The sequence below is a fragment of the Rhodanobacter koreensis genome, from assembly GCF_054782855.1.
In genome coordinates this window covers 102243-123849 of the sequence record NZ_BAAGRR010000012.1, presented here as the reverse complement: position 1 = coordinate 123849, position 21607 = coordinate 102243, and the positions used below count along the sequence as shown (strand labels likewise).

The 21607-nt window shown below is 63.2% G+C and carries 24 protein-coding genes and 1 tRNA gene; 10 read left to right on the top strand and 15 right to left on the bottom strand.

Annotated features, from left to right (window positions below; genetic code table 11):
* Window positions 1-18: 18 nt before the first annotated feature.
* The 3 genes from ACYVKM_RS14200 to ACYVKM_RS14190 all read right to left on the bottom strand — a co-directional run bounded on the left by ACYVKM_RS14200 (window position 19) and on the right by ACYVKM_RS14190 (window position 2250).
* Window positions 19-954, bottom strand: coding sequence for a bifunctional helix-turn-helix transcriptional regulator/GNAT family N-acetyltransferase (locus ACYVKM_RS14200; RefSeq protein WP_460878267.1), 936 nt, complete (start codon window positions 952-954; stop codon window positions 19-21).
* 131 nt (window positions 955-1085) lie between these two features.
* Complete coding sequence (locus tag ACYVKM_RS14195) at window positions 1086-1730, bottom strand: DUF6348 family protein (protein WP_460878266.1); 645 nt, start codon at window positions 1728-1730, stop codon at window positions 1086-1088.
* The gene (locus ACYVKM_RS14190) at window positions 1723-2250 is read right to left on the bottom strand and encodes a M48 metallopeptidase family protein (protein ID WP_460878265.1); all 528 of its coding nucleotides are present in this window, start codon (window positions 2248-2250) and stop codon (window positions 1723-1725) included. Before ACYVKM_RS14190 ends, ACYVKM_RS14195 begins: the two co-directional genes overlap by 8 nt.
* Before the next feature lie 75 nt (window positions 2251-2325).
* Between ACYVKM_RS14190 and ACYVKM_RS14185 the strand changes: the two genes are divergently transcribed.
* Entirely contained in the window at window positions 2326-2709 is a 384-nt protein-coding gene (locus ACYVKM_RS14185; protein ID WP_460878264.1) for a VOC family protein, read from the top strand.
* A 31-nt stretch (window positions 2710-2740) separates the two neighbouring features.
* Here ACYVKM_RS14185 and ACYVKM_RS14180 read toward each other — a convergent pair whose 3' ends face one another.
* The 4 genes from ACYVKM_RS14180 to ACYVKM_RS14165 form a co-directional block, all read right to left on the bottom strand.
* On the bottom strand, window positions 2741-3064 hold the full coding sequence (locus tag ACYVKM_RS14180) for a hypothetical protein (RefSeq protein ID WP_460878263.1): 324 nt from the start codon (window positions 3062-3064) through the stop codon (window positions 2741-2743).
* A 32-nt stretch (window positions 3065-3096) separates the two neighbouring features.
* Complete coding sequence (locus ACYVKM_RS14175) at window positions 3097-4461, bottom strand: tryptophan--tRNA ligase (protein WP_460878262.1); 1365 nt, start codon at window positions 4459-4461, stop codon at window positions 3097-3099.
* Between the two features lie 80 nt (window positions 4462-4541).
* Window positions 4542-5456, bottom strand: a complete 915-nt coding sequence (rocF, locus tag ACYVKM_RS14170; RefSeq protein WP_460878261.1) for an arginase — start codon at window positions 5454-5456, stop codon at window positions 4542-4544.
* An 857-nt stretch (window positions 5457-6313) separates the two neighbouring features.
* On the bottom strand, window positions 6314-6565 hold the full coding sequence (locus tag ACYVKM_RS14165) for a hypothetical protein (RefSeq protein WP_460878260.1): 252 nt from the start codon (window positions 6563-6565) through the stop codon (window positions 6314-6316).
* 170 nt (window positions 6566-6735) lie between these two features.
* Between ACYVKM_RS14165 and ACYVKM_RS14160 the strand changes: the two genes are divergently transcribed.
* Entirely contained in the window at window positions 6736-7404 is a 669-nt protein-coding gene (locus tag ACYVKM_RS14160; protein WP_460878259.1) for a DUF4142 domain-containing protein, read from the top strand.
* A gap of 425 nt (window positions 7405-7829) precedes the next feature.
* Here the strand turns inward: ACYVKM_RS14160 and ACYVKM_RS14155 are convergent.
* From ACYVKM_RS14155 to ACYVKM_RS14140, 4 genes are all read right to left on the bottom strand, one after another.
* A tRNA-Thr gene (locus tag ACYVKM_RS14155) sits at window positions 7830-7905 on the bottom strand.
* A 37-nt stretch (window positions 7906-7942) separates the two neighbouring features.
* Window positions 7943-8617 (bottom strand): SPOR domain-containing protein, encoded by a 675-nt coding sequence (locus tag ACYVKM_RS14150; protein ID WP_460878258.1) that lies wholly within the window; start codon window positions 8615-8617, stop codon window positions 7943-7945.
* A 31-nt stretch (window positions 8618-8648) separates the two neighbouring features.
* Window positions 8649-9410, bottom strand: coding sequence for a type III pantothenate kinase (locus ACYVKM_RS14145; RefSeq protein ID WP_460878257.1), 762 nt, complete (start codon window positions 9408-9410; stop codon window positions 8649-8651).
* Window positions 9407-10396, bottom strand: a complete 990-nt coding sequence (locus ACYVKM_RS14140) for a biotin--[acetyl-CoA-carboxylase] ligase (protein WP_460878256.1) — start codon at window positions 10394-10396, stop codon at window positions 9407-9409. Before ACYVKM_RS14140 ends, ACYVKM_RS14145 begins: the two co-directional genes overlap by 4 nt.
* A gap of 219 nt (window positions 10397-10615) precedes the next feature.
* Here ACYVKM_RS14140 and ACYVKM_RS14135 point away from each other — a divergent pair, with 219 nt between their 5' ends.
* Both ACYVKM_RS14135 and ACYVKM_RS14130 read left to right on the top strand, forming a co-directional pair.
* Window positions 10616-10936, top strand: coding sequence for a hypothetical protein (locus ACYVKM_RS14135; RefSeq protein ID WP_460878255.1), 321 nt, complete (start codon window positions 10616-10618; stop codon window positions 10934-10936).
* An 11-nt stretch (window positions 10937-10947) separates the two neighbouring features.
* On the top strand, window positions 10948-11742 hold the full coding sequence (locus ACYVKM_RS14130) for a M90 family metallopeptidase (RefSeq protein ID WP_460878254.1): 795 nt from the start codon (window positions 10948-10950) through the stop codon (window positions 11740-11742).
* Between the two features lie 17 nt (window positions 11743-11759).
* Here ACYVKM_RS14130 and ACYVKM_RS14125 read toward each other — a convergent pair whose 3' ends face one another.
* The 4 genes from ACYVKM_RS14125 to dusA all read right to left on the bottom strand — a co-directional run bounded on the left by ACYVKM_RS14125 (window position 11760) and on the right by dusA (window position 15255).
* Entirely contained in the window at window positions 11760-13184 is a 1425-nt protein-coding gene (locus tag ACYVKM_RS14125) for an ATP-binding protein (protein WP_460878253.1), read from the bottom strand.
* The gene (locus tag ACYVKM_RS14120) at window positions 13150-13842 is read right to left on the bottom strand and encodes a response regulator transcription factor (RefSeq protein WP_077439428.1); all 693 of its coding nucleotides are present in this window, start codon (window positions 13840-13842) and stop codon (window positions 13150-13152) included. Before ACYVKM_RS14120 ends, ACYVKM_RS14125 begins: the two co-directional genes overlap by 35 nt.
* Entirely contained in the window at window positions 13842-14165 is a 324-nt protein-coding gene (locus tag ACYVKM_RS14115; protein WP_460878252.1) for a PepSY domain-containing protein, read from the bottom strand. Before ACYVKM_RS14115 ends, ACYVKM_RS14120 begins: the two co-directional genes overlap by 1 nt.
* An 82-nt stretch (window positions 14166-14247) precedes the next feature.
* Entirely contained in the window at window positions 14248-15255 is a 1008-nt protein-coding gene (dusA, locus tag ACYVKM_RS14110; RefSeq protein WP_460878251.1) for a tRNA dihydrouridine(20/20a) synthase DusA, read from the bottom strand.
* Window positions 15256-15526: 271 nt separating this feature from the next.
* Between dusA and ACYVKM_RS14105 the strand changes: the two genes are divergently transcribed.
* From ACYVKM_RS14105 to ACYVKM_RS14080, 6 genes are all read left to right on the top strand, one after another.
* Window positions 15527-16150, top strand: coding sequence for an XrtA/PEP-CTERM system exopolysaccharide export protein (locus ACYVKM_RS14105; RefSeq protein WP_460878250.1), 624 nt, complete (start codon window positions 15527-15529; stop codon window positions 16148-16150).
* A 33-nt stretch (window positions 16151-16183) separates the two neighbouring features.
* Window positions 16184-17734, top strand: coding sequence for an XrtA system polysaccharide chain length determinant (locus ACYVKM_RS14100; protein WP_460878249.1), 1551 nt, complete (start codon window positions 16184-16186; stop codon window positions 17732-17734).
* Window positions 17731-18510, top strand: a complete 780-nt coding sequence (locus ACYVKM_RS14095; protein ID WP_460878248.1) for a P-loop NTPase family protein — start codon at window positions 17731-17733, stop codon at window positions 18508-18510. Before ACYVKM_RS14100 ends, ACYVKM_RS14095 begins: the two co-directional genes overlap by 4 nt.
* A gap of 192 nt (window positions 18511-18702) precedes the next feature.
* Window positions 18703-20013, top strand: coding sequence for a surface lipoprotein assembly modifier (locus tag ACYVKM_RS14090; RefSeq protein WP_460878247.1), 1311 nt, complete (start codon window positions 18703-18705; stop codon window positions 20011-20013).
* Window positions 19896-20792: an alpha/beta fold hydrolase gene (locus ACYVKM_RS14085; protein ID WP_460878246.1), complete on the top strand. Its 897-nt coding sequence runs from the start codon at window positions 19896-19898 to the stop codon at window positions 20790-20792. Before ACYVKM_RS14090 ends, ACYVKM_RS14085 begins: the two co-directional genes overlap by 118 nt.
* Window positions 20792-21607: an alpha/beta fold hydrolase gene (locus ACYVKM_RS14080; RefSeq protein ID WP_460878245.1), complete on the top strand. Its 816-nt coding sequence runs from the start codon at window positions 20792-20794 to the stop codon at window positions 21605-21607. Before ACYVKM_RS14085 ends, ACYVKM_RS14080 begins: the two co-directional genes overlap by 1 nt.

Here is a 21607-nt window from a genome sequence, read left to right as displayed (position 1 = left end):
TGCCTCGAACAGGCTCCATCAAAGATCCCGCATCCAGACCTGCCCGACCAGGTCATGACCGAAACTGTGGTGGTGTTCTTCCGACACGAGCGCAAACCCCGCCGCCTCGTAGATGCGACGGGCCGACACCAGCACATCGTTGGTCCACAACAGCATCCTGGCGTAGCCGGCGACTTTCGCGAACGCCAGGCATTCGCCCACGAGACGCCTGCCGACGCCCAGACCGCGCCCCCTCGGATCGACCAGCAGGCAGCGCAGCTGCGCGATGCTCGGGTCTTCCGCGTTGCGCACCACGAACACGCAGCCGATTCGCTCGCCATCCACTTCGGCGATCCAGCAACGCTCCACCGCCGGATCATGCTGGCTGGCGAACTGCGCAAACAGCGTGGCCACCAGCGCCTCGAAGTCACCGTTCCAGCCGAATTCATCGGCATAGAGCTGGCCGTGGCGCTCGATCGCCCAGCCGATGTCGCCGACACGATGCGTGCGGATCACCAGCTTGCCCGCGTCGTTGTCCGTCGACAGTGTGCACCGCAACTCCCGCATCGACGCCAGTAGCCGTTCGCGACGCGACGCCGACAACCCGGACAGATGCGCGGCGGTGACGTCATGCGACTTCCGGTCGAGCTCTCGAAAGGCTCTTTTTCCTTCCGCCGAGAGCGAGAGCAGCATCTGCCGGCCGTCCCGGCTCGAAGGCTCGCGCCGGATGAATCCCTGTGCGACGAAGTTCTGCACGATGCGACTGAGATAGCCGGCATCCAGGCCCAGCACGTCGCCGATCTCGGCCGCCGTTACGGCCTTGCGGGTACCCAGTTCAAACAGCACCCGTGCCTGCGTCAGCGGATAAGGACTGGCCAGCAGTCCTTCATCGAGTACGCCGATCTGGCGGGTGTAGAACCGGTTGAAGTCGCGAACAGCCGCAACTTGATCGTTCAACAGCTTTTTTGGAGGCATGACATGTCTCATCGGCGTGAGTGGTCACTCTGCATCCAATTAGTTGACTAAGTCAACTACATCACGCGGACACCCCGCGGACAACGACGAGAACCATCAAGGACGTCGGGCGACGCGATCGATGACGACCTTCAATAGTCGCGGACGTCCAGCAGCATGAAACAACGCGCGCTGTAGTCGCCGCCTCGCGGCCACGCCACCGCGGTCAGCGCCAGCGTTCCGGCCGTCCACAGCTCATTGTCGAGCAGCACCTCGGAACGCGAATCGCCCTGCTCTGCATGACTGTGCACCAGTCGCAGCCAGTGCAGTTCCGGCGTCAGCGCCTCGCGCTTCAATGCGGCCTCGATCGATACCAGCGCCTCGGCCGGCATGCTCGCGTCGGCCACGCCGCGCACGCTGAACGGGCCGATGAACACGTCCCAGGTGCGCACGCCGATGTCCCACGCGGCAATCTGCATCTTGCGGTCGTCGGTGACGTACCAGCAGGCGGCCAGCAGCAGGTGGAACGCGTTCTGTTCAAACGTCTGCAGGGCGTCACGACAGCCGTCTTCGCCGCCACCGACGCCGGCGAAACTTTCCTCGATGCGGCGCTCCTCGCTCAGCACCACGTCGACATCGAGGCGACCCGGCTCACCGACCAGGCCCTCGTGCCACTCGGCGCGGATCGCCGGGAAATCGTCGTCGGTGACCAGCCAGCCATCTTCGTCCGCGTCCAGTTCGACATCGTGACGCTCGAACAGGCGCAGCAGGTATTTCTGTAACGCCGCACTATCCATGCTCGTCCTCGGTTCTAGTATCGGCAGGCGCCGGAAGATCGCGCCAGGTCAGATACATGCGCAGGTCGAACTCCCGCTGGTGGTAGTCCGGCAGCATGTACTGGCACAGCTGGTAGAACGCCTTGTTGTGATCGACTTCCTTCAGGTGTGCCAGCTCGTGCACCACGATCATCTGCAGGAACTCCGGCGCGGCGGCCTTGAACAAGGCGGCGATACGGATTTCCTTCTTCGCCTTGAGCTTGCCGCCCTGTACGCGCGAGATCGCGGTATGCAGGCCCAGCGCCCGCTGGATCACATCGAGCTTGCTGTCGTACAGCACCTTGTCGATGCCCGGCGCATTCTTCAGATATTGCTGTTTCAGGTCCATCGTGTAGGCATACAGCGACTTGTCGCTCTGCACGGCATGGCGGTCCGGATAGTATTTGGCCAGATGCTCGCCGAGACGCTGCTGCGCAATCAGCTGGCGTACCTTGTCCTGCAAGGTAGTGGGGTACGCCTGGAGATATTTGAGCGGCATCATGGAATGTATTGTCGCACTGCGTCGGTTTCACGCGCAGGGGCCTAGAACAGTCACTCCATTGCATCGGGAACCATCATGCACCACAGCCGACTCAGCACCCTCGTTCTCGACTGCGGCAATGGCGATCTCGCCGCGTCCACCACGTTCTGGAGCCAGGCGCTGGGCAAGCCGGTCGCCAGCCCGGACCAGGATGGCGACGGCAGGTACGCCGAGCTGCAGACCGCGGAGGACGAACCGATCATCCTGTTGCAGAAGGTGGAGCACGCCAGTCGCGTCCACTTGGACATCGAGACCGACGATCTGGAAGCGGAAGCCAGTCGGCTGGAAAAGCTGGGAGCGCGACGCGTGGCTTTCGTGCGCGAGCGCTGGTGGGTGATGGAGGCACCCAGCGGTCATCGCTTCTGTGTGGTGCGGGCGCAACGAAAAGTGTTCGGGCCACACTTGAACCGCTGGGATTGATGGCCGGCAACGCGCGGGAGCGCAGGAGGGCTTAGCGACGACGCCCCCAGCGCGCATGTCGCAGGAACATCGCCAGACCCAATACCGCAGCGAAGGCGCCGTAGCCATACAACGCAGGCAGCACCTGCTGCCAGATTCCGCCGCTGGCGCGACCGAACTGGTCGATCGTCGGCAACTCAGCCATGTCGAAACCCAGCAAGGCACATTGCACCGCTGCGATGACCGCCAGCAGCAAGGCCACGAAATCGAAGATGCGTCGACCCGACGGACGCGGCAGGCTCTTCGGGTAGGCCCAGTAGGCCCAGCACAGGATCAGCAGCCACGGCGCAAGCAACAGGATGGCCAGGTAACGCACGATCAATACTCCTTCCACTTGCCGCGCGGCACTCAGTCCTGCGCGGCGAGTTGGTCCAGCGCGTGGCGCAACTGCGCCGTTGCCGCGTCACGCGATGGCTCGTCGCGATAATCAGGTGTGCTGGCCACGACGCGACCATCGAGCTCCAGGGTCAGCCCCTGCGATTCGACCTGCAGCACGGCACTGGCTGCACCCAGCGTCTTGAGGCGTTTCTGCAGCGCGCCGGCCGCCTTGGGATCGGCGAACGGCATCGACAGCAGCAGCTCCTCGCCTTCCGAGGAGAACAGGCGAAAGCGGAAGTTACCATCGGTGTCGCGGAAACTGGCGAAGCGCGGCATTTTGTCCTGTCTGGGCGCTGCCTTCGGCTGTCGCGTGACCGCGACGGCGGTGCTGGCCGAACGCAGCCCCAATGCATCACGCAAGGCGGCAATCTTCGGTGTGGCGATTGCGCGCGCCTTCTGCGCGCCTTGCTGCAGGATCGTCTCGATCGCCGCCGGGTCGGCCATGAACGCCTCATAGCGTTCGCGCATCGGCGCCACATCCGTCTCGATGCGCTCGTACAGCACCTGCTTAGCATCGCCCCAGCCGATTCCCTCCAGCAGGGCCTGCCGGAACGCGGCGGTCTCCGCTTCGCTGGCGAACGCGCGGAAGATGGTGAACAGCGCGCAGCTGTCCGGATCCTTCGGTTCACCGGGCAGGCGCGAATCGGTGACGATGCGCATGATCGCCTCACGCAACTGCTTCGTGCCGCCGGCGAACAGCGGGATCGTGTTGTCGTAGCTCTTCGACATCTTGCGGCCATCCAGGCCCGGCAGGGTTGCCACGTGCTCCTCGATCAGCGCCTCCGGCAACACGAAGAACTCACGGCCGTGCAGGTGATTGAAGCGCTGGCCGATGTCGCGTGCCATCTCGATGTGCTGGATCTGGTCGCGACCGACCGGCACCTTGTGTGCATCGAAGGCGAGGATGTCGGCCGCCATCAGCACCGGGTACATGTAGAGACCGGCAGTGATGCCGGCATCGGCGTCCTCGCCGGTCTCGGCATTGCGGTCCACTGCGGCCTTGTACGCATGCGCACGGTTGAGCATGCCCTTGGCGGTGATGCAGGTGAGGAACCAGGTCAGCTCGGGAATTTCCGGGATATCCGACTGCCGGTAGAACGTGACCCGCTGCGGGTCCAGGCCGGCAGCCAGCCAGCTGGCGGCGATCTCCAGCCGCGAACGCTCGATCCGTCCTGCATCCTCGCTCTTGATCAGCGCGTGATAATCCGCCATGAAGAAGAACGCATCGACATTGTCGCGTCGGCTCGCTTCGATGGCCGGGCGGATAGCGCCCACATAATTGCCCAGATGCGGGGTGCCGGTGGTGGTGATGCCGGTGAGGACTCGAGTCTGCATGTTGCGTTGCGCAAGTAAAAACCCAGTTTACGTCATCCCGCCGACCAGAGCTGCCCGGATGCAGGCGGCTCCTTGTCGCTTCAGCGGAGCAAGGTGGACTTGCCGAACAGTGACTCGACCAGGTCCACCGCCAGCTTTGCGGTTTGGTTGCGTTTGTCGTAGGCCGGATTCAGCTCGACGATGTCCAGCGACGCCATGCGCCCGGTATCGGCGATCATCTCCATGCACAACTGCGCCTCGCGGTAATCCGGACCACCACGTACCGTGGTACCCACGCCAGGAGCGATGCTCGGATCGAGGAAATCCACGTCGAAGCTCACATGCAGATGGGTATTCCCGTCGACGCCGGCCAGCGCCTCTTCCATCACGCCCTTCATGCCGATCTCGTCGATGCGGCGCATGTCGAACACACTCATGCGCGCTTCGCGCACCAGCTGCTTCTCGCCCTCGTCCACTGAACGGATACCGATGTAACGGAACGAGTCCGGCGTGGTGGCCGGCGTGATGCCACTGAGCCCGGTGAGTTCAGACGGGCCGGTGCCGCACAGGCAGGCCACCGGCATGCCATGGATGTTGCCCGACGGCGTGGCCTGTGCGGTATTGAAATCGGTATGTGCGTCCAGCCACAACACACACAACCGCTTGCCTTCGTCATGGCAATGACGAGCCACTGCCGAGATCGAGCCAATCGCCAGGCAATGATCACCGCCCAGCATGATCGGCAATCGTCCGGACTGCAGTTCCTGATGAACAGCCGCATAGACGGCCGTATTCCAGGCCACCACCTCATCCAGATGACGATAACCGTGCGCAGGTGGCTGCCAGGGATTGAGTGGCCCCTGCAGGTTGCCGCGATCAACCACCGCAAGTCCGCGGCGCTCCAGCCTGGCCGCCAGATTGGCCACCCGCAGTGCTTCCGGTCCCATGGCCGCACCGCGATGTCCCGCACCGATATCGGTCGGTACGCCGATCAATGAAACGGTCTGCTTGTTCATCAGCTTGTATGTCCGCTTGTAGCATCCGGATGGCGCAGGTCGGCGCCATCGCGCACCACCGGCATCGATATGGTGACGACGGTTCGTGAAGCACGGCTACGCGCCATTGCCTCAGGACAAACTCCATCGCCCCGTGAAGAAGCACCCGCGACATGGTCCGGCGGGAGCTGACAGGAGTTTACCGGAATGCGAAGAATCGAACGGCCCGCCCTGAAGCCATACAGGAACGGGCACCGCGCAACTCCCGGAAATACCGCAACCTGTACGCAGATGACTTGCTGCGCCTCTGTCGCCAATGCACGCGCCGGATCAAGCAGCCAGAGACCCATCACTCCATGCCAGGGACACATTCAAGACGGCATGGCCACGCACGCCTGGATCAGGCGATTTTCCCCGCGTTGGTGATGAGACCGCCCAGTACGGTCGTGCCGGATAGCTGCGGCAGGTCTCAGCTGGATCCAGCCTGGCGACTTCGCGCCAGTTCGTCCTCGCGGCGCGACCGCGCGCCCGGACTCCAGGTCACAAGTTCATAGCAGGTTGCAGTACCCGCAGCCGCGGGCCTCGTATCCTTTGCAATTTTCCCCGACAGCATCCCTGCAAGCGGCGACACCGCACGCCAGAAAGCGGAGTGCGCGAGAAGCGTATGCATATAGATTGTCCCCGGCTGCCCCTGTGCAACCGTCGATCGATCCTAGCAAGTTTTTACGCTTCGTGCGCATTTTCTTCATGCCGCAACGCCCTGACACAAGCGGCCCGGGCATCGCCGGACGGCTTCGGATGGCCAGCACCGCCAGCGAGCAAACGAAGACTTCTAGCTGATGGCCTGCATCCCTTTGGGCAGAGTCAATAATTCCAGCTCAAAAATAGCCGCATAAACTCTGTTGCTGCGGGTCCGGCACACGCCCGTATTTCGCCAGGATGACCGGATCCGAATACTCGCCGCGATCCGTGTCCGCCTCCTGTGCATATACCAGCACACCCTCGCATTGCGTAGCCAGCTGCTCACCGCGTCGACGCGCGAACTCCTCCATGCCGTGCAGTACCGGTTTTTCGGGCAGGACGGCACCATCCACTTCGTAAAAACTCTGCACTACGTAAAGTGTTTCCATGATCCGACTCTCTTTGCTGGCGTCTGCCAGAGCGTGCCGACGCCAAAGTGCACGATCCGCGACGAAGCCGTTAAGGGTGCGTGGAACGTTCAGCCTGGGTATCGGCCACCGTCACGAACCCTTTTCGGTCCATCCGCTCTTATTGGGTTTTCCAGTCATTGGAGAGAGGCATGACCTCGCGGCATTTGCATCAGGTGTTCGTCAGCGCGTTGCTTCTGAGTGTGGGTTGCGCAGCCATGGCCCAGCCCGATGACTCATCCGGCATGAAGGGTTCAACCAGCGCCAAGGACAGCACATTCTTGCAGCACGCCGCGGCCGACGGCCTGGCCGAAGTACAGATGGGTCAGATGGCGCTGAACAAATCCTCCGATGCACAGGTCAGACAATTGGCACAACGCATCGTCGACGACGACACCAAGGCCAATGGCCAACTGAAAGCACTGGCCCAGAACAAACAGGTAACACTGCCCACGGCTGCTCCACCAGACACGCTGAAAGAAACCGGGAATCTGCAAACGAAGAACGGCAGTGCCTTTGATCGGGCCTGGTCGAAGGCCATGGTCAAGAATCATCAGGCCGCGATGAAGTTGTTCACTCAGGAAAGCAAGCAGACGAAAGACACGGACTTGCACCAGTTCGTGCAGGCCACGCTACCCGCGCTCCAAAACCACCTGCAGCTCGCTCAACAACTGGCCGCTGTACCCGATGCACGTGACAAGGCCATGGACCAGGCCACCAAGTCGATGGCAAACGACCCCATGAGCAACATGCCCGCAACGACGGCTCCGGCAGTCGCATCACCCACCGGACTTGTGCCTGCACCAGCCACCAAGCACTGAACACGAGCGATATCCATGGCCTTGCCGTGATCATCCGCAGGGAATGGAAAGGTCAAAAGGCCTCATAGGCCACCAGACTCAGTTTGTGATGAAAATCACAAAGTCACGCCACACAACATGAGTAAATGTGAACTGTGTCACCTCTGTAGCTGTTGTCGCCGTGAGGCGCGTAATCCCAAGCCGTTCCCCCGGCATAGATGGCCAAGCCCGCTCCGGCGGGCTTTTCTATGTCCGATCTTTGGCCATGCTGTCATCGGCCTGTGTCTACACCCGAGTCGGTCATCGGTGACTGGCGTGGGAGCAAATCTGTGTACGCGGTACCCTGGTACGGCATGACCGCTGAGCAGACCCGAACTGGAAATCCGGCTATTTCCGGAATTTCGCCCAGCAAAAAGGCCTGCATCGCTGCAAGCCTCTGGTCTTCTTGGTGCCGGCACCCGGATTCGAACTGGGGACCTACTGATTACAAATCAGTTGCTCTACCAACTGAGCTATGCCGGCGAAGGTCCGGGATTCTAGCAGGCTCCACCGTCCGTGCTCAAAAGCAGCCGGTGCTGTGCGAACCGATCCCGCTGACGCCGACGCGGCTGTGCCAGTCGAAATGGCTGCCATCGGCCACCACCAGATCGAGCCAGTATTCGGGCACGCTGTCGCCGCGTTCGCTCATGCGGGCCGGAAAGCCGGCGGCAATCACCTCGTCGCGGCGCTTGCGCGCATTGGCCGGGTCCTTGAAGACGCCCAGCGAAATGGTATTGGGTTGATCACCCGAGCTGACCACAAAGTAGTCGTTGAAGTTGTGCGCGCCAAGCTGGCGCGCCTGCTCCAGCGCCTGCTGCCGGCTGCCGGCTGCCGGCAGATACACCCACCAGCCGCTGGTCTGGCTGGCCTGTTCCTGGCGTGAACGCATGCGCGTGGCCTGGGTGGCCAGTGCCTGCCGTGCATTGCGCAGATCCTGTGGCGTGGCGAACGGGCCCAGCGCGAGGCAGCTGTAGCTGATCGCCTGCGACGAAGTGCCTGCTGCCGGAGCGATCGCTGGAGCGGGCGCCGAGGTCGCATTCGCAGGTGTCGCCGGCAATTCCGAGAGCAGACGCAATTCCATCACGCCGGGATCGGTGGGGTTGCCACCGCGGGCATATGGCTGACCCAGCAGCAGCCAGGCACCCACCGCGATATTGAGCGCGCTCAGCAGGACAAACAGCAGACGCAGGAACATCGAACCCCCATCACCGGCAACAACCGTCATTCTAGCGGGGCCCTGCTGCCGCCACCTGCGTATCCGCCCACACTGCCAGGCCACGCAGCACAGCATCGTGGCTCAACCGCACCGGCAACGATAGCAGCGGCAGCAAGGCAGCAGCGTCACCGCCGCCCAGCACCAGCGTCGGCGCATCACCCAGCCGCTTCGTCATGCGCGAGGTGAAACGTTCGATCAGTGCCGCTGCCGCTTGCCAGCAACCCGAGGCCACTGCATCGGCGGTGTTGTCGGCCAGTTCCAGAATCTCGCCGGGCCGTTCCGGCCGCACCCGCGCGGTCGCATCCCGCAGGGACTGTTGCATCAGCTGCGGCCCCGGCGCGATCAGTCCACCCAGATGCTGGCCGTCGGCAGCCAGCGCATCGAGCGTGAGCGCCGTCCCCACGCTCGCCAGCACGCACGGCGAGCAACCGTCGGCATGTGCCGCCACCATGGCCAGGAAGCGATCCACGCCCAGTCGCTCCGGTTCGGCATAGGCGTTGCGTACCCCGCAAGCGCTGGCTGGCGTACGCAACCAGTCCGGCACGCGGTCGAAGAGCCTCGCCACGCTGGCACTCACCTGCGCCTCGCGCCGATCGTCGACCACCGAGCCCGCCGCCACCATGCCGGGTCGCGGCAAGCCGGCCCACGCCAGGTCGAGCGCCGAGGCAATATCCGGATGCCAATCCACCGCGCCTTGCGCAAGCCATGTATCGGGCCGCGATTGCAGCGCCCACTTCAGCCGTGTATTGCCCAGATCGAGCAGCAGCTTCATGCGCGGCGCACCGTGACATCCGCGCTGTCGATCCGGCGCAGACTGCCGTCGGCCAGACGCACCTGCAGCGCACCACGGGCATCCACGCCCGCACCGATGCCTTCGAACACCCCGAGCGCACCACTCAGCTGCAGCGGCTGGCCGTGCAGCAGGTCGTGCCGTGCATAGTCGGCGACGAAACCGGCGAAACCGTCACGCTCGAATTGCCGCAGACCTTCCACCAGCGTGGCGATCAGCGCCGCGGCCATGCGATTGCGGTCCGGCGGCGAGCCATCGGCCAGCGTGGCCAGATCGCAGGCTGGTTGCCCGGCCTGAGCATGCAGCGCCGGAGTCAGGCGCAGATTGAGGCCGATACCGATGACCGCGGCACACGGCCCCTGATATTCGCCGCTCAGCTCGACCAGGATGCCGCCCAGCTTGCCGCGCTGCTGTCCAGTGGAGATCGCCAGCAGGTCGTTCGGCCATTTCAGGCCGGCCCCGGCTATGCCCAGTTGCTCCAGCGCGCGCAGCACGATCACCCCGATCGCCAGTGACAGGCCGCTCAATGCGGCAAAACCCGCATCGAAGCGCTTGAGGCAGGACAGATACAAGTTCAGCCCAGGCGGCGACAACCATGTACGTCCACGTCGGCCGCGCCCGGCGGTCTGGGTTTCCGCCAGCAGCACGCTGAGATCCTCCGCCGCAATTCCACGTCGTTGCAATTCGCTGGAAGTCGAGTCCAGCTCCCAGTGCACTTCCAGCACGCCCAGCTCGCGTAGCAGTGATGACGGCATGGCCGCACGGATTTGCTTGGCATCCAGCATCTGCAGCGGCCACGGCAGCTGATAGCCGGCCGCGCCGTGTGCCTCGATCGGCACGCCACGCGCGCGCAAGCTCTCGATCTGCTTCCAGACAGCCGCACGGGTCACCCCGATCTGCTCGGCCAGGCCGGCGCCGGAGACCGGCTCGCCTGCTGCAAGCAGGGCCAGCAACTGCGCAGGTTGCATCAGACGACCTCGCCCATGGACATGGCAACCGGCCGGCGGCCGCGAAGGGTGAAGAAACTGGGCAGTAGGCACATGCACGGATTCTAGCCCGGGCGGTTCGACGCAGTATCCGGCGCGCTCGCCCCAATCTGCCCGAATGCGGCCGGCAGCACTGGCACGACAACGACGTTTCTGAGACGATCCGGGGTCTTCGCTTGCGGGTCAGGGAGTTTGATCGCCATGCGCGCCATTCATTGGCTTATCGGTTGCACTTTGTGCCTTGCCGGCATCGGGAATGCCGTTGCAACGAACCTGGACACCCAGGAGCAGGACAGCGCCCAGCACACGGCTACCGACAACGCCAGTTCACGCGATAGCGGCAGCAGCGGTGATGTGTTTGGATTGCCCCGTGACACCCCCTCGCGCAACACCGGCAATGACACCTCCGGCAACACCCCTGGCAACAGCAACGAGCACTCCGGCAGCGCACCATCCGTGCCCGCACCTTCACACCGGTCGCATCTCGGCTGGCAATCGCTGCTGCCCGGGTCCATCCAGTAGCGCCAGGCGTCATGCCGGGTCGTTGGTGGTCATCACTGCGGGCACGCTTCGAACCCACACCGATTGCCGACCCGCTGTGGCGGCGCGCGCTGGCAGCCTGCCCGCTGGCGCGCAGGCTGGACCCAGAGCGGCAGCATCAACTGCGTCGACTGGCCGCATTGTTCCTCGCCCGCAAGCGTTTTCATGCACTGGCCGGCGCCGTGCTGGACGATTACTGGCGCCTGCTGATTGCCATGCAGGCCTGTCTGCCTGCGCTGCAGCAGGGGTCTGCCAGCCTGCGCGGCTGGCGTGAGGTACTGATCTATCCGGGCGAGTTCAAGGTGCGCCGCAATCATCACGACGAGCGCGCTGGCGTGGTTGCCGAGGGTGACGGGGTGCAGATCGGCGAGGCGTGGGAACGTGGCCCGCTGGTGCTGTCGCTGGCCGATGTGCAGCTGGATCTGGAACAGCCGTGGGACGGCTACAACGTGGTCGTGCACGAGATGGCGCACAAGCTGGACATGCTTGATGGACCGCCCGACGGCGTACCGCCACTGGTGGAGATCCCGCGGCGACGCTGGATCGAGCAGTTCCAGCTCGCCTACGATCGCCTGGCCAAGATGCCACCGGACAGTCACGACAGCCCGATCGATCACTACGCGACGGAAAGTGCGAGCGAATATTTCGCCGTGGTCAGCGAGCTGCACTACTCGCAGCCGGCACTGTTACGGCAGGTGGAACCGGCCATCGCCGCATTGCTGGAGGCGTTTTACGGCCGTTCGCCGGCCGAAGGCTGCGAGCCGCCAGGCTTTTGCCACCCGCGCTGAGCCCCGGCAACATCGCATCAACTCGCCGCCAGGGTCACCGTGAAACGTGCGCCACCGAACTCCGGCGAACGATCCACCACCAGTCCGCCGTTATAGGCGTGCACGATGTCCTGCACGATGGACAGGCCGATGCCGTGCCCCTGCACGCGTTCGTCACCGCGCACTCCGCGCTGCAACACCTTGTCGATCTTGTCCGCGGCGATGCCCGGGCCATCGTCTTCCACGCTCAACCGCAGGCCCGTGCGCTGGCGACCGGGAGCCGATTGTGTCTTTACCACCAGCAGCACGCGATGGCCTGCCCACTTGAAGGCGTTCTCCAGCAGGTTGCCCATCAGCTCCAGCAGATCGCCCTGCTCCCCGTAGAACACCGCGTCGTCATCGATATCGAACTCGCACAGGACATTCTTCGCCGCATAGACCTTCTCCAGGCTCTGCACCAGATCCTCGGCATGACCGGCGATCGGCACGGCGCTGGCGAAGGTCTGCCGGCCGGACGTGGCGGCGCGCGACAACTGGTAGGCGACCAGCTCGTCCATCCGCCGCACCTGCGTCAGCACGCCATTGCGTCGCGACGCATCGTCACCCGTGGCCGACTCCAGCTGCGAGCGGATCACGGCCAACGGCGTCTTCAGGCTGTGCGCCAGATCGGCCAGGGTGTGCCGATAGCGGGTACGCTGCTCGCGTTCGTTGGTGATGAAGGCATTGATGCGTTCGGTCAGACCGGTCAACTCCATCGGGTACTGACTATCCAGCTGCTCGCTGTCGCCGCGTTCGACCCGACTCATGTCGCTGGCCACCTTGCGCAGCGGGGTCAGGCTCCAGCGCAGCAGCAGCAGCTGCAGCACGATCAGCATCACGCCCAGTATCGACAGCCAGATCACCAGCGTGCGCTGGTACGCCGCATTTTCGCCCTCGAACTGCTCCTCGGTCTGCGCCACCGTCATGGTGAGCCGTACCGATTTCTTCTCGTCGGTATCCCACGCCACGCCGTAGCTGTAGTAGTAGAGCCGGCCCATGCGCGTCTCGATCGGACCGACGAACTGGCTTTCGCCCGGCTCCAGCGGCTTCAGGAAACTGAAGTCGCGACCGATCGACGACGACGACTCCCAGTGGAATCCATGGTCACCCACGGCCACCGCGTACAGCCCGGAACCGGGCCGCAGGAAATTCGGATCAGGCAAGGTGTCCGCCGATGGCGGCAGCAGCTTGCCGTAGCGGTTGACGTCGGTATTGGTGATGTACGCGATGACGTAATTCTGCAGCCGGTCATGCAGCGCGCTCAGCGCGCGCTCCTTGTTCGCCTGCGACAGGGTCAGCCCGACCAGCCCGAGAAAGCCGGCCAGCACGAAACCCGTGGCAATCGCCGCGCGAGCCGCCAGTGACAGCGGCTGACGCGGCGACTCCGGCTCATTCGTCGTCGCCGTCGGTGCGCGGGATGGCAAAGCGGTATCCGCGTCCACGTACCGTCTCGATGGGTTTGAGGGTGCCTTCCGGATCGAGCTTGCGTCGCAGGCGGCCAATGAATACTTCAAGCACGTTGGAATCGCGGTCGAAATCCTGCTGGTAGATGTGTTCGGTGAGGTCGGCCTTGGAGACCAGCTCGCCGGCATGCAGCATCAGGTATTCCAGCACCTTGTATTCGTAGCTGGTCAGGTCGACCAGCTTGCCTTCCACCGTCACCGTCTGCGCGGTGGTGTCCAGCTTGATCATGCCGCAAGCCAGGATCGGCTTGGACCAGCCGCTGGCGCGGCGTACCAGCGCATTGATGCGCGCCAGCAGTTCCTCGACATGGAATGGTTTGACCAGATAGTCGTCGGCACCGTACTTCAGCCCTTCGACCTTGTCCTGCCAGCTGCCGCGCGCGGTCAGGATCAGGATCGGGTAACGCTGGCCGGCCTCGCGCAGCGCCTTGACCAGATCCATGCCGGACATCTTCGGCAGGCCCAGGTCGATGATCGCCAGGTCGAACGGCACCTCGCGACCGAGGTAGATGCCCTCCTCGCCATCCTGCGCCGCATCGACCGCAAAGCCGTCCCGCTTCAGGCGTGCCGCCAGCGTCTCGCGCAACGGCGCCTCGTCCTCCACCAACAGGATGCGCATCAGTGTTTCTCCTTGCTGCCCGCGCTCTTGGCGGGCGGATTCTTGGTTGATGGTGTCATTACCGGATTCTTGCTCGCCTCGGACGAAACCGCCATCACCCGCACATGCCCATCCGGCGTGAGTACCTTGATGCGGTATTCCTGCCGGCGCCCAACTCCGCGCTGCTCGGCCGAAAGCACCTTGCCACCGGTCTCCTGCTGCACCTTGAGCACGGCCTGATCCAGGGTCACCGTCGGCACGCCCGACTGGGCCGAGGCCGTCGCCGCCACGCCGGGCAGTATCGATATGAACAGAGCAAGGATGAAGTTTTTGTGCGTCGTCATGCGTGTAGATCCCGCCCGGCACAAACCGGAGCGTCCAGCGTAGGCAATCACGGCTGAATACTGACCGGATGGCCGCCGGCTGTCACGCCGCCACCGCGCACGGCGCCAACGCCTGTTCAAGCAGGGCCCAGCCGGCACCCGGCAGATGCGCACCCTCGCTGAGGGTGCGTCGGAACGCGCGGGCACCCGGCTCACCCTGGTACAAGCCCAGCAGATGCCGACTGATGTGTTTGAACGCGGTGCCGCGTGCCAGCTCGGCCTCGATGTAGGGGCGCAGGTGGCGCAGCACGTCATCACGTGGCGGCAAGGGCTCGCCGTACAACGCCGCCTCGACTTGTGCCAGAAGGTACGGATCGTGATACGCCGCACGGCCCAGCATCACGCCATCCAGCCGTGTCAGGTGCGCCTGCACCTGCTCTACCGTGGTAATGCCGCCGTTGATGACGACAACCAGTTGCGGGAACTCGCGCTTGAGCTGGTACACCCGCTCGTAGTCGAGCGGTGGAACCTCGCGGTTCTCCTTCGGCGACAAGCCCTGCAGCCAGGCCTTGCGCGCATGCACTGCCAGCACCTCGACACCGGCCTGCAGCATGACCTCGGTGAAATGCTGCAGGTCAGCATAGTCATCCTGATCATCCACGCCGATGCGGCACTTCACCGTCACTGGAATGCTGACGGCATCGCGCATCGCCTTTACACAGTCTCCGACCAGCACCGGCTCGCGCATCAGGCAGGCGCCGAAGCGGCCCGACTGCACCCGGTCGGACGGGCAGCCCACGTTGAGGTTGATCTCGTCATAACCCGCCTCGGCACCGAAACGCGCCGCCTGCGCCAGCTCGCGCGGCTCGCTGCCGCCCAGCTGCAGCGCCAGCGGATGTTCCTGCTGGCTGTGCTCAAGCAGGCGCAGCTGCCTGCCACGCACCAGCGCCGCACTCGTCACCATCTCGGTATACAGCCGCGCCCGCGGTGACAGCAGCCGGTGGAAATAACGGCAATGCCGGTCGGTCCAGTCCATCATCGGGGCAACACAGACGCGCCAGTCAACGCGCCGTGCAGCGGGGATAGTCCAGGGGGAAGTGGTGGCGAACATGGAGCTATGTTCGCCGAAAACCCTCGTGTTGTCCTGTTGCGCCTGAAAGACATGCCGCCACCTTGCCCCCTCTTTCCTGCGGCAAGTGCACGCCCGGACGGCGGCCCGGGTAGACAGCCATGCAATCCATACGAACGTTATCCACAGCTTGAAGAGCGGATAGCAACCCGGCGCGATGCTGGCCAAACTGTCTAGATCAATTTCCATAAACGTGACGCACGTCAATTGACTTATGATAGCGTTTGTGAACTCAGACTATGGTCAAACCTCCATGAAGAGTCTCTGCCGCCTCCTCGCGTTGCTTCTCGTTTCGATGCTGGCTGCCTGCGCCACGGTGTCCGGGTCGGACAAGGCTCCGCCACTCGATCCCGACGTCCAGGCCGTGGCCTCCTATCACATCGGCGTGGATGACCAGCTGCAGATTTCGGTCTGGCAAAACCCGGAACTGAGTGTGAGCGTCCCGGTACGCCCGGACGGCATGATCACCGTGCCGCTGATCGGTGACGTCAAGGCTGGTGGTCACACGCCCGAGGAAGTGGCCACCGTGATCAAGGGCAAGCTCCAGGCCTTCGTGCGTGACCCGCAGGTCGCGGTGATCCTGACCGAATTGCGCAGCCATGAATACCTGTCGCGAGTCCGTGTGACCGGCGCGGTGCGCACGCCGGTATCAGTGCCGTACCGGCAGGGCATGACCGTTCTTGATGCCGTGCTGGCGGCCGGTGGCCCCACCGAATTCGCCGCCCCCGACCGCACCGAGCTTTATCGCGAGAGCAAGGGTGGCGTCACCACGCCCTACGCCGTGCGTCTCGACAAGGTCCTGCAGCAGGGCGACTTGACGACCAATTATCCGTTGCAGCCAGGCGACGTCATCACCGTGCAGCAACGCGCTTTCTGAAACCGCGGGGATTGAAGGGACCAGGGGGATGGAATGAGCGGAGAACTCGTACCTTTCGAAAGCATGCTGCCCGTGTTGCTGAGCGAAGCGCGGCGGCATCGGATTGCGATGGGCCTGACTTTTGCGGCAATCGCACTGGCCGCGCTGGTAATTGGGGTGCTATGGCCGAAGAAATACGATGCCTCCACCACCATTCTTGCGCAGGAAAGCAGCATCATCACCCCGCTGATGGAGGGAGCGGCCTCGACCACCGGCAACAAGAACCGCGCCGGCATCGCGCGCGACGTGATCTTCAGCCGCAAGGTCATGGACCAGGTCCTGATCACCGGCGGCTGGATGACCGCCCATCCGGCGCCGATCGAGCAGGATCGCATCATCGAGGGCATCAAGGCCCGCACCAGGGTCCAGATGTCACAGGACAACCTGATCACGATCAGTTACTACGACTCCGATCCCAAGCGGGCCTATGACGTCACCCGGCGGTTTGCCCAGCTGTTCATCAGCGAGAGCCTGGCCTCCAAGCAACGCGAGAGCCGCGACGCCTACGAATTCATCAACAGCCAGGTCGAGGCCTACCGGAAGAAGCTGACCGACGCCGAGGACAAGCTCAAGGCATACCGGGATGCCAACGCCGATGCACGCCCCGGCAGCGAAGCCGATACCAATTCGCGGATCAGCCAGCTGCGCAGCCAGATCGAAAACACGCGCATGGACTTGATGGAAAAACGCTCGCAGGAGGCCTCGTTGAATGCGCAGCTGTCCGGCGAATCCGAAGTCAGCGCGGTGCAGACCACCCAGGGTATCTATCAAACCCAGCTAGCCGAATTGCAGACCCAGCTCGACAAGCTGCTGCTGACCTATACCGCCGAGTACCCCGACGTGATCCGTATCCGGCACCAGATGCAGGATCTGCAGCAGCAGCTTGCCCAATCCGATCAGCGCAAGCAGAACGCCCGCCTCGCGGGTACGCCGACGACACTCGACAACGGCGTGCAATTCAATCCGCTCTATCAGCAGCTGAAGAGCCAGGTTTCGGCAACCCGCAGTGACATTGCAGCGACCAGTGCGCGCATGAGCGCAAGCGAAGCCATGCTGCAGTCCGAACTGGAACGCAGCAACCGCATCGCCAACTCGGAAAACGTGACCTCCGAACTGACCCGCGATTACAACGTTAACCGCGACGTCTATCAGGATCTGCTCAAGCGTCGCGAGAACGCGCGCGTCTCGATGAACCTCGATGCCGAACAGCGCGGCCTCACGTTCCTCATCCAGAACCCCGCCGTGATGCCACTCACCCCGTCGGGCCTGCGCTTCATGCATTTCGCCATTGCGGGAATCGTCCTCGCGCTGGCGATCCCGTTCGGCCTGCTGTTCGCCATTGCACGATTCGACCCGAGAGTACGCTCGGTCGAGCAACTGGAGCGCTCCACCGGGTTGATGGTGCTGGCAGCGGTCCCGTTCTACTCCACGCCGCAGGACCGCCGCCGCCAGCACATGCGGAACATGTCTCTGGTCGCAATCGTTCTGGTAGTCGTCCTGGCCTACCTGCTTCTGTTCGGACTCAAGCTCAGGGGGATGGCATGAACAGCAGAGATGACGACAAGCTGCTCGCCTTCCCCGGCGATCCCGAACTGGAGGCCACGAGCGGCAGTCATGCCCCGCACGATGCAGCCGGTCATTCGATCGCGCAGATGCAGGAAAGTGCCGCGCTGGCGCCGCTGCAGCTCGAGCAGCGTCGGCTTATCCATCGCGAGGCATCCGTCCGCAAACAGTCCGATGCCTTTCGCGAAATTCGTACGCGCCTGCTCTGGCTCGGCGGGGCACAGAATTTCGTGACCCTGGTGGTATCGGTAAGCCCGCGTTCGGGGGGCAGTTTCGTCGCACGCAACCTCGCTACCGCGTTTGCCTTTGACGAGTCCAAAACCAGCCTGTTGATCGACTGCAACCTGCGCTATCCGGTTCAGCACGAGGCGCTGGGCGTGAACCCCGTCAGCGGCGGCCTGATCGACTATCTGGAACATCCGGCGCATGGCATCAAATCGGTGCTTTACCACACCGGTATCCCGCGTCTTCGCCTGATGCCGGCTGGCAAGCTGCGTGAAAACGTGGCCGAATATTTTTCCTCGTTCCGCATGCGCGCAGTAGTCGACTCGCTGCGCTGCCGTTACTCGGATCGCTATCTTTTTCTCGATGGACCGGCGATCAAGGGATCACCGGATGCACGGATCCTGTCCGAACTGGCCGACTTCGTGGTCGTGGTGGCAGGTTACGGTCATGACACACCGGCGACGATCAGTCAGGCCGTCGCCCATTTCGATACAAGCAAGCTTGCTGGAGTGGTGTTCAACCACGCTCCCTGACAGGAGTCTTGAACACCGATCACGCATGGCTGTCGTCAGGCAGCCACGAAGTCGCCCAGCCGATGCAACAGGGGCAAGGCTACATGGCAACCGGGGTGTGCTGACAAGGCACAAGGGACTCTCCGAATTCGACTACTGCAGTGCTGCGTCACCAAACACCCGCCACAGATGCATCCATGGGGGAGAGGGAACATGCCAGCGTCCATCAAGCTTGCCTGCACCACCACGCTGGCGCTCGCCGCTGCCTCAGGCGCGGCCTTCGCCGGACAACTCGACTACACGCTGTATACAGGCATCGAGCACAGCAATAACATCACCCTGAGCACGACCGACCCGATCAGCCAGAACATATTGATCCCTGGCCTGAATTTCGCGTACACGCAACAGGGTTCAACCATCCAGGCCAATGTCGCCGGCGACCTCGAGTACCGTGATTTTCTCGGCAACACATTCAACAACCAGACACAGGTCCAGCTTGCCGGCCAGGCCAACTGGACCGTGTCACCGCAACGCCTGGATTTTACCGTGCAGGATTTCGCGGGAATCCAGCCGATCGACTCGCTGGTCAGCAATGCACCGAACAACCAGCAGCAGACGAACGTGTTCGCGCTCGGTCCCACGCTGCACTTCCAGCTCGGCGGCACGCTGCGCGGGCAGGCAGAGTTGACCTATATCAACAGTTACGCGCAGAAGACCGATGAATTCAATTCGCAGCGCGGGCAGGCGGCACTGCGCGTCTTCAAGGATATCGACCCCACCGATGTGTTGTCGCTCAACATCGAGAGCCAGCGCATTGCTTTCTCCAATAGTGGCGGCGGTCCCGATTACACCCGCAACGAGCTATATGGCGAATATGTGAGCAAGCTGGCGCACTTCGATCTCGACGCCGTACTCGGCTGGTCGCAGATTGATTTCGACGGCGCAGGTACGCAGACCGCGTCGAGCCCGCTGGCGCGGGTGTCTCTGGACTGGCGCTTCACGGAGCGCAGCACTTTCACGGTTGCTGCCGCTCGCCAATATTCCGATGCGGCACAGAGCATGATGGTGCAACCCGGCATCGGCCAGATCGTCGTCCCGACCACGGGTGGCATCAGCACCGGCGACACTGCGATCAATTCACAGGTGTATCTGGAGCGGAGTGTCGAACTGGGCTATGCCTATCGTGCCGACCGATTCACGGTTTCCGTGGCCCCGTCCTACACCAAATTGAGTTACCTCAACGGCCCGACTTTCAACCAGAGCGGCCACGGCGGCAATTTCTCCATCGACTATCGACTCCGGCCAACGCTCACCCTGTCGGCATTTGCCATTCAGGAAAGCACGAAATACCAGACCCTCGACAGGCGCGACAACACCATCAGCTACGGGCTCAACCTGACCGAACAATGGACACCACACTGGAGCTGGCGTGTCTCACTGAGTCATCAACGGCGCAACAGCAATTCGCTGGACCAGAGTTATCGGGAAAGCGAAATCTACGCCGGCATCGTGTACAAACGGTAATGGCACAGGCCGAAGCAGAACTGCCATGCCACTTCGGATCGAACGACGAGTTGTTCGGCATCTACCATCCTGCCGCTGCCCCCGCCACCAAAGCTGTCTTGTTGTGCCCGCCATTCGGCCAGGATCTGGTCCGCAGCCATCGACTCTATCGGCAGCTGGCTCACGCGCTCGTCGCGGAAGGTGTCGCGGTGCTGCGTTTTGACTATTACGGCAGCGGCGATTCGGCCGGCAGCAGCGCGGATGTCGACTGGACCCGATGCGTCGACGATACCCTGGCCGCCGCCGACCAATTGCGCACACTCAGTCGATGTGACCGTATCGTCGCCTTCGGCGCCCGGCTCGGGGGCAGTATCGCCCTCGCGGCTGCAACAGCCGCACATCTTGTCGAACTCGTCATGTGGGACCCGGTGCTCGACGGCGCCGCCTACGTCGCTCGACTCGATGCGCTGCAGGTTGCGTTGCAATGCGACACGACACGTTTCATCAAGCCACGGACCAGTGCGGATATCGCGGGCCAGTGGCTCGGCTTTGCCGTCGGTGCCCGTTTGCGCCAGCAACTGATCGAGCTTCACCCGGAACCGCCAGCCATACCGACACTGTTGCTGGACTCCTCGCCTGCCATATCGGCGCATGACTGGACTCGCCTTGCCGCAACCAACGTGACGGCGATACCGCTGCAGCCCCCGACACCCTGGGACGACCTCGATCGCCTGGAACTGGCGATCCTTTCGCATGAGCTGATCCAGACCGTGTGCAACCACCTTCGGGGTACATGCTGATGCAGGAACATGCCTACCGATTCGGTCGTGCCCGGCATTTGATCGGCATGGTGGGCCTGCCCGCATCGCTCCACGGCAATATCGGCGTGATCGTGCTCAATGCCGGCCTGGTGCATCGAATTGGACCGTTCCGGCTACATGTGGAGTTGACCCGTCGCCTGAATGCCTGCGGCTATCCGACATTGCGTTTTGATCTGTCCACGCTGGGCGACAGCGGCGCAAGCAGCGAGTCGCAATCGCGCGAGCAGCAGGTTCGCGCCGATGTGGCCAACGCCATGGCGTTGCTGAACGAACAAGCCGGCTGCACGCGTTTCGTGCTGATCGGATTATGCTCGGGCGCCGTGAACGCGCATCGGGTGGCGTGCACCGATGCCAGGGTCATCGGCGCGATCTTTCTCGATGGCTATGCCTACCGCACTCTTGGCTACCGAGTGCGCCATTACTTGCCGCGACTGTTGAGCCCGGCCCGTGTCACCCGCTTCCTCACGCGCCGCCTGCGCGCAGCACAGCAAGTTGACGCACCGGTTTTCGGTGTCGATTTTCCGCCGGCAGCGCAGGTACGTGATGACCTGGAAGACATGCTGAAGCGCGGCCTGAAGCTGTGCTTCATCTATAGCGGTGGCGCAAGCAAATACTTCAACCATCTTCGTCAATTCGGCGAATGCTTTGGCCGTGTAGGCACTCACCCGAACGTCAGCGTGAGTTTTCTAAAGGAGGCCGACCATACCTATGTCCTCGCGGTCGACCGCACCCACCTGCTTGGCCTCATCGAAGACTGGCTCCATCGCAACCTCCCTGCGGGTGCTTCGGGATGA